This is a genomic window from Campylobacter sp. CFSAN093259, assembly GCF_012889985.1.
In the GTDB taxonomy this organism is placed as follows: Bacteria; Campylobacterota; Campylobacteria; order Campylobacterales; family Campylobacteraceae; genus Campylobacter_D; species Campylobacter_D jejuni.
On record NZ_CP040617.1, the window covers coordinates 1,168,438 to 1,181,849 of the forward strand.

Genomic DNA, 13,412 nt, shown 5'->3' on the forward strand with positions numbered 1-13,412 from the left:
AATTTTAATTTAAGGAGCAAAAATGAACTTACCTATACTTGATTTACAAGCTTATGAAAAAGATAAAAGCACTTTTCTTAAAAATTTAAGAGAAATTGCTTCTAAAATAGGTTTTTTTTATCTTATCAATACCAGTATAGATAAAAATTTAAACGAGAAATTATTCAAACTTGGCAAAGAATTTTTTAATCTTTCTAGAAGTTCGAAAGAGCTTATTTCTATGGTACATTCTCCTCAATTTAGAGGTTATACTAGCGAAGGTTTTGAATACACAGCAGGATCTAAGGATTATAGAGAACAACTGGATATAGGCACAGAAAGAGATGCTTTAAACTGGAATTTAAACTCACCCTTATGGCAAAGACTAGAAGGTCCTAATCTTTGGCCTAGTGAAATTCCAGAACTTAAAAAAACTTTCTTAACTTGGCACAAACAAACCAAAAAAGCTTGTTTAAAGCTTTTAAAAGCCTTCGCTCAAGCTCTTGATCTACCTAACAATGCTTTTGATAAACTTTATGGAGAAAATTCTTACGAACATTGTAAAATCATACATTATCCAAAAAGCTCAAAAAATATCACTCAAGGCGTAGGTTCACATAAAGATGGTGGGCTTATCACTTTTGTTTTTCAAGAAAAACAAAGCGGATTTGAAGCTTTTATAGATGGTAAATGGCTTAGTATACCCCCACTTGAAAATAGCGTTGTAGTTAATATAGGAGAATTTTTAGAACTAGCTACCAATGGCTATTTAAAAGCTACTATTCACCGCGTGAATTTAAGCCCAAAAGAACGCTTTAGCATAGCTTATTTTCTTGGAGTGCAGCTTGATAAGGATATACCTATTTTTAAGTTAAATCCAGAGCTTGCTAAAGAAAGTAAAGGTGTGGATACTGATCCTAAAAATCCACTTTTAAGAAATGTTGCAAGTAATTATTTTAAAAGAATGATACGCTCTCATCCTGATGTGGCAAGTATTTATCATAGTGACTTGATAGAAAAATTTAGTTTTGCGTAAAGGAGAAAAAATGACTTTATTTACTAAAGCTTTTTGCGTCGCTACTCTTTTTACCGGTTTTGCATGGGCAAATGAAGAACTTAAAGTTGGCTCTTCTATAACACCTCATGCAGATATTTTAAGATTTATAAAATCAGCACTTCAAAAACAAGGTTATGATTTAAAAATTTATGAATTCAATGATGGAGTAATCCCTAATGTAATGGTTGAAAATGGTGAGTTAGATGCTAATTATTTTCAGCATGAGCCTTATTTAAAAGAATTCAATCAAAGACAAGGCACCCATCTTGTAAAAGTTGCCAGTATCCATATAGAACCTATGGCAGTGTATTCTAAAAAACACAAAGAATTTCACCCCAAGGAAGGACAAAGCATTTCTATACCCAATAATCCTACAAATGAAAGCCGTGCTTTACGCATTGTAGCAAGCAAAGGACTTATAGAAGTTAAGGATAATGAGCTCATCACTCCTTTAGATATCACTAAAAATCCTAAGAAGCTTAAATTTGTAGAGTTAAAAGACGCTCAACTTACAAGGAGTTTAGATGATGTAGATTATTCTCTTATTAATAGCAATTTTGCTATTTTAGCAGGTTTAAACCCTGTAAAAGATGGGCTTTATACAGAAAGTAAATATAGTGAATATGGCAATATCATCGCCGTTAAAGAAGGTAATGAAAACCTTCCTAAAATCAAAGCCCTAGTAAAGGCCTTGCAAAGCAATGAAGTTAAAAAATTTATAGAAGAAAAATATCAGGGTGCTTTAATCCCTACATTTTAAGGAGAACAAATATGAAAAATTCAATCATTTCTTACCCAAGAATAGGTGCAAATAGAGAATTAAAATTTGCTATTGAAAAATACTTTAAAAACCAAAGTTCTAAAGAGGAGCTTTTAAAGAGTGCTAAGGATTTAAGGATTAGACACTGGCAAGAAATTCAAAAAGCTGGCATTGATTTTATCCCTAGTAATGATTTTTCACTTTATGATAATGTCTTAGATGCAGCTGTGCTTTTTAACATTGTTCATACAAAGTATAAAAATTTAAATTTAGATGCTTTAGATGAATACTTTGCTCAAAGTCGAGGTTATCAAGGAGAAAATGGAGATGTTACAGCCTTAGCAATGAAAAAATGGTTCAATACAAATTATCATTATTTGGTGCCTGAGTGCGATAATGCTGATATTGTAGCTTTAACAGGGGATAAAATTTTTAAAGAATATCTCGAAGCTAAAGAGCTTGGTATAGAAAGCAAGCCTGTTTTAATAGGCATTTTCACACTTTTTAAACTCATTGCCTTTAAAGATGAAAAAACTCAAAAACTCGCCAAAGAAAAGCTTTTAAACGCTTACATAGAGCTTTTTGATAAACTAAATGAACTTAAAGTAACATGGCTTGAACTTGATGAGCCTTATTTGGTTTATGATTTAAGCAAGGAAGATATCGCTTTGTTCGAAGAATTTTACCAAGAACTTTTAAATCACAAAAAAGATCTTAAAATTTTACTTCAAAGCTATTTTGGAGACTTAAGAGATATTTATCCTAAACTTTTAGAAAGCAAATTTGATGCTTTGGGGCTTGATTTTATCGAGGGAAAACAAAGCTTAGCCTTAGTCCAACAATACGGTTTTGCTAAAGATAAAATCCTTTTTGCAGGTCTTATTAACGGCAAAAATATCTATGCTAATGATTATGCTAAAAGCCTAAAGCTTATTAAAGAGCTTCAAAAATATACACAAAATATCATCTTAAACACTTCTTGCTCACTTTTACATGTGCCTTATAGCACTGAATTTGAAAGCAAATTAGATTCAAGCTATCTTAAACTTTTTGCCTTTGCTAAAGAAAAACTTCAAGAACTTAAAGATTTAAAAGAAATTCTAAATTCTAGCGAAGAAAATCCGCTCTTTAGAGCCAATCAAGAGCTTTTTAAAAATATCCCAGAGCGTTTAGATGAAAAAGTCAAAGCAAGGCTTAAGGCCTTAAAAAAAGAAGATTTTACCAGAACGCCTAGTTTTAAAGAACGCGCCTTAATCCAAAAAGAATTTTTAAAACTCCCTCTTTTACCAACCACAACCATAGGTTCCTTTCCTCAAAGTGCCGATGTAAGATCTAATCGCCTTGCCTTTAAGCAAGAAAAAATTTCAGCTCAAAACTACACTGAATTTAACCAACAAAAAATCAAAGAATGCTTACAAATTCAAGAAGAAATAGGACTTGATGTTTTAGTGCATGGAGAATTTGAAAGAAATGATATGGTGGAGTATTTTGGAGAGAATCTAAAGGGCTTTTTATTTACTCAAAATGGTTGGGTGCAAAGCTATGGCACAAGGTGCGTTAAACCTCCTGTGATTTGGGGTGATGTATCACGCACAAAGCCTATCACCTTAGCTTGGTCTAAATTTGCACAAAGTTTAAGTCAAAAAATCGTAAAAGGTATGCTAACTGGACCTGTAACCATACTTAATTGGTCCTTTCCAAGAGAAGACATCAGTCTAAAAGAAAGCACTGAGCAAATTGCCTTAGCTATAAGAGATGAAGTGTTAGATCTTGAAAATGCAGGTATAAAAATCATACAAATTGATGAAGCGGCTTTGCGTGAAAAACTGCCTTTAAGAAAAAGTGATTGGCATAGTGAGTATTTAGATTGGGCTATTCCTGCTTTTAATCTTGTGCATAGCGGGGTAAAAGCTAAAACTCAAATTCACACTCATATGTGTTATAGTGAATTTAGTGATATCTTAAAAGAAATTGACGCTATGGATGCTGATGTGATTTCTTTTGAAGCTTCAAGATCAAACTTAAGTCTTTTAGATACCCTAAAAGCTATTCGTTTTAAAACTGAGGTGGGACCAGGAGTTTATGATATACATAGCCCTAGAGTTCCAAGCGTAGAAGAATTAAGTTTAACTATAGAAAAAATTTTAAACAAATTACCTAAGGAGCAAATTTGGATCAATCCAGACTGCGGACTTAAAACAAGAGCCTATGAAGAAGTTATAGCCTCTCTTAAAAATTTAGTTACGGCTACGCAAAAAATACGAGAACAATTATAAGGAGTTTTCATGTGTAGTTTTTCTTTTGAAGTTTTTCCACCAAGAAAGGATGAAAATATCAAAAATCTTCATGCTATCTTAGATGATTTAGGGCAATTAAGCCCTAATTTTATCAGCGTAACCTTTGGAGCTGGAGGCTCTATTAACTCACAAAATACTTTAGAAGTTGCAAGCTTAATCCAGGAAGAATATCAAATTCCTAGCATAGTACATTTACCTTGCATCCATTCTAGTAAAGAAAAAATCACTCAGATACTTCAAAAATGCAAAGAAAAAAATCTTAATCAAATTCTTGCCCTAAGAGGCGATATATGTGAAAATTTAAAAAAAAGCAAAGATTTTTCTTATGCTAGTGATTTAATTTCTTTTATAAAAAAACAAGAATACTTTGAAATTTATGCCGCATGCTATCCCGAAAAACATAATGAATCTAAAAATTTCATCGAGGATATACACCATCTTAAAACTAAGGTAAATGCAGGAACAGATAAGCTCATTACTCAACTTTTTTACGATAATGAAGATTTTTATACTTTTAAACAAAATTGTGCTTTAGCAGATATTGACATACCTATTTACGCAGGTATTATGCCTATTACTAACAAAAGACAGGTTTTAAAAATTTCTCAACTTTGCAGAGCTAAAATCCCTCCTAAATTTGTTAAAATTTTAGAAAAATATGAAAATAATACTTTGGCTTTAGAAGATGCAGGTATCGCGTATGCTTGCGATCAAATTGTCGATTTAATCACAAGTGGTGTAGATGGAATTCATCTTTATACTATGAATAAATCCAAAGCGGCTATTAAAATTTATGAAGCTGTAAAGCATTTGCTTAAAAAAGAGCTTCATGCTTAGAAAATAAACTATTTTTTGCTTTTATCTTAACTTATTTTCATTTTTTAGCTTATGGTTTTCTATAAGTAAAACAAAAATTAAAGATAAAAGCAAACCTGGTATAATACCCAAGCAAAGATAGAAAAAAGAATTATATTTAAAAAAGAAGAAAAGTGCACCAAAAAGCATTAAAGCTAAAGATGCACCTTTGAAAAATTCTAAAATATAGATCAATGACCTTCCTCAACAACAGTTGCACCCGCTAAATATACATAAGTTAAAATCATAAAAATAAAAGCTTGTAAAAATGCCATAAAAGTTAAAAGTACATAAGCAGGAAGTGGAGCTATATAAGGAACTAAAGCTAAAATTACCATTAAAAATAAATCGTCGCCTTTAATATTTCCAAACAAACGGAAGGACAAAGAAACCACACGAGAAAGATGAGAGACTATCTCTATAGGAAACATCAAAGGAGCTAAAAGTTTAATAGGTCCCATGAAATGAGCAAAATACTTTACAAAACCTTGTGCCCTAATACCCTCAAAATGATAATATACAAAAACTATAATAGCCAAGGACAAAGTCAAATTTAAACTTGCAGTTGGAGCGTGAAAACCAGGTATTATACCTATAATATTACTAAAAAACACTATAATTCCCAAAGTTGCAACCAAAGGAAGATATTTTCTTGCACCTTTTTCACTTCCCATGGTATCTCTACCCATAGATAAAACTCCCTCTAAAAAAGCCTCACCTAAATTTTGCATACCGCGTGGAACAAGTTGCATAGAACGAGTAGCCATCATAGCCACTATAACAGCAATTAAAGCTACCAAACCTATGTGAAAAAAATAAGAAAAAGTATGACTTGCATCAAGCAAAGAGCTAAATAAAAATAAATCTTTCATGGTTTCCTCAAAAATTTTATTCTAAACTCGAAATTTTAGCAAAATCTTACTTATATTTTAATGAAAATTTACATCCATTCTAAAACTTGCGAAAGTTCTTTAGCAACAAAACACTTAAGCCCTATATCTTCCAAAGGCTTAGAAGGAACAATGGCATTTTTAAATTTTTGCATTTTAGCTTCTTTTAAACGCGTATCAAGGCTAAAAACCTCTCTAATTTCTCCATTTAAACTAAGCTCCCCTATAAAAATACTATCTTTGCTCAAAGGGCGATTTTTAAAACTTGAAATAATAGCTGCAACCACAGCCAAATCCGCCGCAGTTTCGCTTACTTTTACTCCGCCACTAATATTTACAAATACATCATAATGCCCCAAAGGAATTTCAAGCTTTCTTTCAAGCAAAGCCAAAAGCATATCTAAGCGATTTTTTTCATAGCCCGTAGCGCTGCGTTTTGGATAAGAACTTTCACACACCAAAGCTTGAACTTCTAAAACCAAAGCACGAGATCCCTCCATTACAACACCTAAAGCACTTCCTGAAATAGCCTTTCCACGAGTAAAAAAACGATTTGCCAAATCTTTTGCACTGATCAAACCCTTAGCAGTCATCTCAAAAATACCTACTTCATTCGTTCCACCAAAACGATTTTTAAAGCCTCTTAAAAGTCTGATTTCTTTAGTGGCATCTCCCTCAAAATAAAGCACCACATCTACCATATGCTCAAGAACTCTAGGTCCTGCTATAGCACCTTCTTTAGTAATGTGCCCTATGATAAAAGTACTGATATTATAAGCCTTACTCACACGCATAAGCTCAAAAGTAATCTCACGCACCTGAGTGATGCTTCCTGCTGCTGAAGTGATTTTATTTGAATATAGAGTTTGTATAGAATCAACGATAAGAATGCTATAATCTTTTTTGTGCAATTCTTCTAAAATATTTTCAAGGCAAAGTTCAGTAAGTAAAAATAAATTCGGAGTATTAGCCTCAAGACGATCAGCTCTTAATTTAATCTGGGCTTTACTTTCTTCGCCACTGACATAAAGCACTTTTTTACCCTGTTTAGCTAAATTTGAAGCAATTTTTAACAAAAGCGTAGATTTTCCCACACCTGGACTTCCGCCTATAAGCACTAAAGAACCTTCAACAAGCCCTCCGCCTAAAACCAAATCAAGCTCATTATCATCTGTGCTGTATCTTGTAAAATGCTCTAACTCCACATCTTCAATACAAACAGCCTCACTTGTTTTCATGCTAACTTGCGCAAGCTCTTTTAAAACTTTAATTTGCTCAGCTTTTAATTCTACAAAACTATCCCAAGCTCCACAATCAGGACATTTTCCAAGCCATTTGCTTTGTTGATTTCCACAAGCTTGACATTCAAAAAGTGCTTTATTTTTTGCCATTATTCAAAAATAGGATCTAATAAAGTATCTAAATAAGCACTTGCATTAAATTCTTGTAAATCCGTCATTTGCTCACCCACGCCTACATAAAAAATAGGAAGCTCAAGCTCTCTTGCTATACTAAAAAGTGCACCCCCTTTAGCTGTCCCATCAAGCTTTGTGATAATCACACCATCAAGTTTTACAAGCTCATTAAAAGCTTTAGCTTGTAAAATTCCAGCATTTCCCTGTGTTCCATCTAAAACTAAAATTTTTCTATGGGGTGCGCCTTCTAAAGCTTTGTTTGAAATTCTTACAATTTTTTCAAGCTCATGAGCTAAATTTTTTTGATTTTGCAAACGCCCTGCTGTATCGATAATAACTCTATCAAAATCCTTTGCTTTTGCTTTAGAAATGGTATCAAAAGCAACCGCTGAAGGATCATGCCCTTGTGCAGTTAAAACTATATCTACATCCACTTTTTGCGCCCAAAGTTTTAATTGCTCAATCGCACCTGCTCTAAAAGTATCACACGCTCCTAAAATCACTTTTTGATTTTGGTTTTTGTATAAATAAGCAAGCTTGGCAATACTTGTTGTTTTTCCTGCTCCATTTACTCCTAAAATAAGCTCTACAAAAGGTTTTTCTTGATTGGTTTCTTTTTTTTCATAAAGAAAATAAGAACCCATAACACGCTTTAAATCTTCTTTTTTTACTTCATTTTGAGGTGGTAAATAATAAATTATCTCTTCAACTATTTCATAACTTACATCTGCTTCAAGCAAAATTTCTTCAAGCAAATCTTTGGTTATCTTTTTATTCTCTCCTTTAACTCCAACAATATTTTCAAGAGTTTTTGCAAGTCCTTTTTTAAAAAAATTAAACATTAAAGTATAGCCTTTTGTATATCAATTTCTAGCATTTCTTCAGGAATAAGCCCTAAATACTGATTAATCAATTTAGAATGCTTGTTGTAAAGAAACATGGTAGGAATTCCATTTACCCCACCTAAAGCTTTAGCTAAAAGATAGTTATTTTCACCATTAGCGACTTTATAAGATATTTTATGCTGTTCTATAAATTTTTGAATCTCATCGTTAGATTTATCTTCTAATAAAACCCCAACTATATTAAAATCATTATTATACTTTTCTTGTAATTTATTAAGATGAGGGATTTCAGCAATGCAAGGGGTACACCAAGTGGTAAAAAATACAAACAAAGTTACCTTATCTTCATCGTTGAAATTTAAAACGGCATTTTCTTTTTTAACTGAAATTGATCCTCCATCAATCAAATTAAGTTTAAAATTCATATCATCACTTTGATTTATACTTGCCTCGGTGCTTAAATTTACATCATTTTGCTGCTTTTCTTTATCATTGCTACAAGCAACAAACAAACAAGATATTGCCACTAGTAAAAGTATTTTTTTAATCTTCATTATTTATCAATCCTTTATTATTCTTTATAAAAATGCTAAAATTATAACATACATAAGATAATATTTTTTTAAAGGCATATTAATGGAAAAAACAGATTTTAGGGCATTGCAAAAAATACGCCTTTTCAAACATTCAAAACTAAATTTCAAACAAGATTATAAAATATTTAAAGAATGTCTTAAAATAATAAAGCTATTTAAAGCTAAAAATATTTTAATTTTTATTCCTTTGCATTATGAACCAAACTTAATAAAATTTCGCCATATTCTTAATAAAAATTACAAACTTTTTGTTCCATTTATGCAAGATAAAAGTTTAAAAATTGTAAAATTAAGATTGCCTTTTATTAAAAAAAGGTTTGGGGTTTTAGAGCCTATAGATTCTTTTTTTAAAGCAAAAATTGATTTAGCTATTGTGCCTGTAATTGGCGTCGATAAAAATTTAAAAAGAATAGGACATGGGCAAGGTTTTTATGATAGATTTTTTGAAAATTTAAATTACAAACCTCATATAATATTTATCCAAAGTATAGATGCTTTAAGTCAAAATAATCTAACACAAAAGCATGATATTTCAGGAAAATTATACATAAACCCTTATAAAAAATATTACAAGAAAGAAAGAAAAAATGATAGAATCACTTATCGCACTTATAGCCGCTATAGTCGGACTCGGTATAGGATATTTAGTTGCAAAAAAAATCAATGATGCCAAATATGAAATTTTCGTAGAACAAGCCAAAGCTAAAGCCAAAGCTATAGAATACGAAGCGGAGCTTATTTTAAAAGATGCAAAAAATTCAATTCTTAATGCAGAATTAGAAGTTAAAAAAAAATACGAAGAAAAAACTCACAAATTTCAAAAAGATTTTAATCAAAAATTTGATGATCTTTCTAAAAAAGAACAAAAACTTCAGCAAGAAGAAGAAAAACTAAAAGAAGATAAAGAATACCTTTGCAAGTCACAAAAACACATTCAAAACTTACAATCTGATGTTGATAAATTAAAAAATAAATATCAAGAAAAACTTGACGATGTTTTAAAAATTTTAGAACATTCGACAGGACTTACACAAAATGAAGCCAAAGAAATCATTCTTAAAAAAGTAGAAGAAAATTCTCGCGAGCAAATTGCACATATAGTAAGAAAATATGAAGAAGAAGCAAAAAATGAAGCTAAAAGAAAAGCTAATTTCATCATTGCTCAAGCTACTTCTCGTTTTGCAGGTGAATTTGCAGCTGAAAGACTTATCAATGTTATTAACATTAAAAACGATGAACTTAAAGGACGTATCATTGGTAAAGAAGGGCGCAATGTTAAAACCTTGGAAATGGTTTTAGGTGTTGATATTATCATCGATGATACACCAGGTGCTATTATAGTAAGTTGTTTTAATCTTTATCGCCGTGCTATTGCTACAAAAGTTATAGAACTTTTAGTTGAAGATGGCAGAATTCAACCCGCGCGCATAGAAGAAATTCACGAAAAAGTGTGTAAAGAATTTGATAGTGCCATTCTAGAAGAAGGCGAAACCATAGTTATGGATCTAGGTTTAAATAAAATACACCCTGAAATTGTAAAACTCATAGGAAAACTCAAATACCGAGCAAGCTATGGACAAAACGCTTTAGCACATTCTTTGGAAGTGGCTCACCTTGCAGGAATCATTGCTGCTGAGTGTGGTGGAGATGAGAATTTAGCACGTCGTGCGGGAATTTTACATGATATAGGAAAAGCATTAACCCATGATTTTGAAGGATCTCATGTGGATTTAGGTGCAGAACTTTGCAAACGCTACAAAGAGCATCCTGTAGTAATCAATGCTATTTACGCACATCATGGACACGAAGAAGCTACAAGCATAGAATCAGCAGCTGTTTGTGCAGCAGATACTTTAAGTGCTGCACGACCTGGAGCTAGAAGAGAAGTGTTAGAAGCTTTCTTAAAAAGAGTCAGTGAGCTAGAAGATATCGCTAAAAGTAAAGAAGGAATTAAAAATGCCTATGCAATCAATGCCGGAAGAGAAATTCGCGTCATAGCCAATGCTCAGCTTGTTAATGATGATGAAAGTGTACTTTTAGCTAAGGAAATAGCAGCTGAAATTCAAGAAAAAATGCAATATCCTGGTGAAATTAAAGTCAATGTTATACGTGAACTTAGAGCTGTAGAATACGCTAAATAAGGTTTATTATGCAAGATATGATTGATACTTTAATAAAATATGGTTATATTGTTTTATTCTTTTACTCTTTAGGGGGCGGGATGGTTGGAATTTTAGCTGCAGGAGTTTTAAGTTCTCAAGGAAAAATGGATCTTAGTTTTTGCATTGCTCTTGCTTTTATTGCTAATACCATAGGTTCAACTTTGCTTTTTATACTTGGAAAATATTATAAAAAAGACATTATGCCTTATTTTAAAAAACACCGACGCAAGATAGCCCTTGCTATGATAAAAACAAAACAACATGGAATTATTTTACTTGTAACTCAAAAATTTATTTATGGTTTAAAAACTTTCATTCCCATAGCTGCAGGTATGGCAAAATATAATTTTATTAAATTTTTTATTATCAATACTCTAGCTAGTTTGGCATGGGCTATTGTTCTAGGTTTTACTGCTTATACTTTTGGGTATGTTATTGAAGCAATTTTTGATAAACTGAGTTTATATCCTTATGCTGCTCCTTTATTTTTATTATTTTTAGCCGGAATAATTTGGCTTTATTTAAGTAAATTTTCTAAAAAATAATGTCTCTATGGAATTCTTTTTCTTACTCTTTTAAAGAATTTCATTATTTATTTTTCTCTGTTGTTGTTATTTTTATTTTTAATATCCTTTTAGAATATAATAATTTTTTAAACTTTAAAAACCAAAAACATTACCTTATAGACAACGCTCTATTAACGCACCAATATATAAAATATAATAAAAAAAATAAAAAATACTGGGTTTTAAAGTTACAAACTGAAAACTTCACTTTTTATACTACAAGTTTTAAGGATTTAAATTTAAGCAAGAATCAATTTTTAAGCCTTAGAATTATCACCCATAATATTAACTTTAAAGACTATCTGAGTAAAAGTTTTTACGCACCTTCTTATGATTTTGAAAAATTAAAAGAAAAAGAATACAATCCCATTATATCTTACTTCTTAAATCAACATACAAATGAAAAGATTAAAGAATTTTATGGTGCTTTATTTTTTGCACTGCCCATATCTTTAGAGCTTAGAAACGATGTAAATTACTACGGTATAGCACACCTTATAGCAATTAGCGGTTATCACATAGGCTTACTTTTTAGTTTAATTTTCTTTATTTTAGCTCCAATTTATAGTTTTTTCCAAAAAAGATATTTTCCTTATAGAAATTTACGTTTAGATTTAAGTATTTTAATTTTTGCACTACTTTTAGCTTATGCTTGTTTAATAGGATTTGTCCCTTCTTTTGTGCGCTCCTTGATTATGGCTTTTTGGGTTTTTTATCTATTGTGTAAAAATATAAAAATCATTAATTTCGTTACGCTTTTTTGTAGTATTTTATTGTGCATTTCTCTTTACCCTAGACTTTTATTTAGTATTGGATTTTTATTTTCTATTTTAGGTGTTTTTTATATTTTTTTATATATGCATCATTTTGCAAATAAATTTAATAATCTTATAAATATTATTTTGCTTAATATTTGGACTTTTTTTGCTATGGTTTTACCTGTGCTTTATTTTTTTCCACTTATAAGCTACCAACAAATTTTAGGTATTATTTTGAGTGGAATTTTTGTAATATTTTATCCTTTAGTATTATTTTTGCATCTTATAAACTATGGAGATTTGCTCAATTTTATCTTAGATGAATTTTTTAAATTTAAAATTTATGGAACTAATATCCATATCCCATTTTGGATTTTTATAAGTTATCTTATTGCTTCTTTAATCTCTGTGCGATTTAAATATCTAGCTTTTCTTTGTATTTTTGCGAATTTTATTCCCTTCATTATGATTGTGATTTAGAAAATAATAGAGTTTAAGCCCAAAAAGATAAATAATCCAAGAAATATAAATCCAAATAAAAAAGAATAAAATAGTAGAAAAAGATCCATAAACGCTAGCGTATGTTTTATTATATACCACGTAATATACAAATAAATTTTTTCCTATATACCAAATAGTACCCGCTCCAAAAGATACTAAAGCTAAACTTTTAAGAGTTCCCTTATGAACAGAACTTGAATAAGATATAAAAAATAAACCCCAAATAATTACAAAGGGTAAAATTTCAAAAAAATTAAACCCTATTTTATAATCATCTAAAGTTTGTTGGATAAAACCTGAAATATAAAAACTAAGCCCAAGCCCCAAAGGAACAAGAGTTAAAAGAGTCCAATAAGAACTAATACTTTGCCAAAGTCCTTTAGGTTCATTTTTAGTAATGCGATTGATTACAAAATCATAGCCTGAAAAAAAAGCTAAAGAAGTAAATGCCATAGCAATAAGACCTACAATACCCAAATTTACACTATTTTTTAAAAAAGTATCGATGTAGGTAGCAACAACATCTTGTTGCGTTGGTATTAAAAAAGCAAAAATTACTTGCTTTGCTTTTTCATAATAAGCTTTAAAACTGGAAATTTGCGTAAAAACAGAAAAACATACAAATAAAATAGGTATTAAAGATAATACAGTATAAAAACTAAGCGCTGCTGCATAATTTAAAATTTCCTTATCACGCAAATTTAGTAAAATAGTAAAAAAATTTTTCACCT

General features: G+C 30.6%; 14 protein-coding genes. 8 read left to right on the forward strand and 6 right to left on the reverse strand.

Annotation, left to right across the window (positions count from 1 at the left end; translation table 11 throughout):
* Positions 1-22 precede the first annotated feature (22 nt).
* Genes FBF20_RS06135 through metF form a run of 4 tightly spaced genes read left to right on the forward strand, consistent with a single transcriptional unit; the run spans position 23 to position 4,930 of the window.
* Positions 23-1,015 (forward strand): isopenicillin N synthase family oxygenase, encoded by a 993-nt coding sequence (locus tag FBF20_RS06135; protein WP_002858100.1) that lies wholly within the window; start codon positions 23-25, stop codon positions 1,013-1,015.
* A gap of 10 nt (positions 1,016-1,025) precedes the next feature.
* On the forward strand, positions 1,026-1,796 hold the full coding sequence (locus FBF20_RS06140) for a MetQ/NlpA family ABC transporter substrate-binding protein (RefSeq protein WP_002857994.1): 771 nt from the start codon (positions 1,026-1,028) through the stop codon (positions 1,794-1,796).
* 11 nt (positions 1,797-1,807) lie between these two features.
* Entirely contained in the window at positions 1,808-4,072 is a 2,265-nt protein-coding gene (metE, locus tag FBF20_RS06145) for a 5-methyltetrahydropteroyltriglutamate--homocysteine S-methyltransferase (RefSeq protein WP_002903924.1), read from the forward strand.
* A 9-nt stretch (positions 4,073-4,081) separates the two neighbouring features.
* On the forward strand, positions 4,082-4,930 hold the full coding sequence (metF, locus tag FBF20_RS06150; RefSeq protein WP_002889826.1) for a methylenetetrahydrofolate reductase [NAD(P)H]: 849 nt from the start codon (positions 4,082-4,084) through the stop codon (positions 4,928-4,930).
* A 21-nt stretch (positions 4,931-4,951) separates the two neighbouring features.
* Here the strand turns inward: metF and FBF20_RS06155 are convergent, their stop codons facing one another.
* The 5 genes from FBF20_RS06155 to FBF20_RS06175 form a co-directional block, all read right to left on the reverse strand.
* On the reverse strand, positions 4,952-5,143 hold the full coding sequence (locus FBF20_RS06155; protein ID WP_002852856.1) for a membrane protein: 192 nt from the start codon (positions 5,141-5,143) through the stop codon (positions 4,952-4,954).
* Entirely contained in the window at positions 5,140-5,820 is a 681-nt protein-coding gene (locus FBF20_RS06160) for a F0F1 ATP synthase subunit A (RefSeq protein ID WP_002858390.1), read from the reverse strand. Before FBF20_RS06160 ends, FBF20_RS06155 begins: the two co-directional genes overlap by 4 nt.
* Before the next feature lie 68 nt (positions 5,821-5,888).
* A complete protein-coding gene (radA, locus tag FBF20_RS06165) occupies positions 5,889-7,229 on the reverse strand; it encodes a DNA repair protein RadA (RefSeq protein ID WP_002858434.1) in 1,341 nt (446 codons plus the stop codon).
* Entirely contained in the window at positions 7,229-8,095 is an 867-nt protein-coding gene (ftsY, locus tag FBF20_RS06170) for a signal recognition particle-docking protein FtsY (RefSeq protein ID WP_002858085.1), read from the reverse strand. Before ftsY ends, radA begins: the two co-directional genes overlap by 1 nt.
* Positions 8,095-8,652 carry a TlpA disulfide reductase family protein gene (locus tag FBF20_RS06175; protein WP_002858112.1) on the reverse strand — a complete coding sequence of 186 codons (558 nt, stop codon included), beginning with the start codon at positions 8,650-8,652 and terminating at the stop codon, positions 8,095-8,097. Before FBF20_RS06175 ends, ftsY begins: the two co-directional genes overlap by 1 nt.
* Positions 8,653-8,734: 82 nt before the next feature.
* Here FBF20_RS06175 and FBF20_RS06180 point away from each other — a divergent pair, with 82 nt between their 5' ends.
* The 4 genes from FBF20_RS06180 to FBF20_RS06195 are packed head-to-tail and all read left to right on the forward strand — an operon-like array spanning position 8,735 to position 12,660.
* The gene (locus FBF20_RS06180; RefSeq protein ID WP_002875342.1) at positions 8,735-9,361 is read left to right on the forward strand and encodes a 5-formyltetrahydrofolate cyclo-ligase; all 627 of its coding nucleotides are present in this window, start codon (positions 8,735-8,737) and stop codon (positions 9,359-9,361) included.
* Complete coding sequence (rny, locus tag FBF20_RS06185; RefSeq protein ID WP_002858133.1) at positions 9,282-10,835, forward strand: ribonuclease Y; 1,554 nt, start codon at positions 9,282-9,284, stop codon at positions 10,833-10,835. The genes FBF20_RS06180 and rny overlap by 80 nt, the downstream gene beginning before the upstream one ends.
* 8 nt (positions 10,836-10,843) lie before the next feature.
* On the forward strand, positions 10,844-11,401 hold the full coding sequence (locus FBF20_RS06190; RefSeq protein WP_002856055.1) for a DedA family protein: 558 nt from the start codon (positions 10,844-10,846) through the stop codon (positions 11,399-11,401).
* A complete protein-coding gene (locus FBF20_RS06195) occupies positions 11,401-12,660 on the forward strand; it encodes a ComEC/Rec2 family competence protein (RefSeq protein WP_002873165.1) in 1,260 nt (419 codons plus the stop codon). The genes FBF20_RS06190 and FBF20_RS06195 overlap by 1 nt, the downstream gene beginning before the upstream one ends.
* Here the strand turns inward: FBF20_RS06195 and FBF20_RS06200 are convergent.
* Positions 12,604-13,410: a YihY/virulence factor BrkB family protein gene (locus FBF20_RS06200; protein ID WP_002852725.1), complete on the reverse strand. Its 807-nt coding sequence runs from the start codon at positions 13,408-13,410 to the stop codon at positions 12,604-12,606. The two genes, FBF20_RS06195 and FBF20_RS06200, sit on opposite strands and share 57 nt — an antisense overlap.
* Positions 13,411-13,412 lie beyond the last annotated feature (2 nt).

Bases quoted from the DNA above. Each gene is read 5' to 3' on its own strand.
- metE (WP_002903924.1), top strand. From the start codon at position 1,808: ATGAAAAATTCAATCATTTCTTACCCAAGAATAGGTGCAAATAGAGAA.
- metF (WP_002889826.1), top strand. From the start codon at position 4,082: ATGTGTAGTTTTTCTTTTGAAGTTTTTCCACCAAGAAAGGATGAAAAT.
- FBF20_RS06175 (WP_002858112.1), bottom strand. From the start codon at position 8,652: ATGAAGATTAAAAAAATACTTTTACTAGTGGCAATATCTTGTTTGTTT.
- radA (WP_002858434.1), bottom strand. From the start codon at position 7,229: ATGGCAAAAAATAAAGCACTTTTTGAATGTCAAGCTTGTGGAAATCAA.
- FBF20_RS06195 (WP_002873165.1), top strand. From the start codon at position 11,401: ATGTCTCTATGGAATTCTTTTTCTTACTCTTTTAAAGAATTTCATTAT.
- ftsY (WP_002858085.1), bottom strand. From the start codon at position 8,095: ATGTTTAATTTTTTTAAAAAAGGACTTGCAAAAACTCTTGAAAATATT.
- FBF20_RS06140 (WP_002857994.1), top strand. From the start codon at position 1,026: ATGACTTTATTTACTAAAGCTTTTTGCGTCGCTACTCTTTTTACCGGT.
- rny (WP_002858133.1), top strand. From the start codon at position 9,282: ATGATAGAATCACTTATCGCACTTATAGCCGCTATAGTCGGACTCGGT.
- FBF20_RS06160 (WP_002858390.1), bottom strand. From the start codon at position 5,820: ATGAAAGATTTATTTTTATTTAGCTCTTTGCTTGATGCAAGTCATACT.
- FBF20_RS06135 (WP_002858100.1), top strand. From the start codon at position 23: ATGAACTTACCTATACTTGATTTACAAGCTTATGAAAAAGATAAAAGC.
- FBF20_RS06190 (WP_002856055.1), top strand. From the start codon at position 10,844: ATGCAAGATATGATTGATACTTTAATAAAATATGGTTATATTGTTTTA.
- FBF20_RS06180 (WP_002875342.1), top strand. From the start codon at position 8,735: ATGGAAAAAACAGATTTTAGGGCATTGCAAAAAATACGCCTTTTCAAA.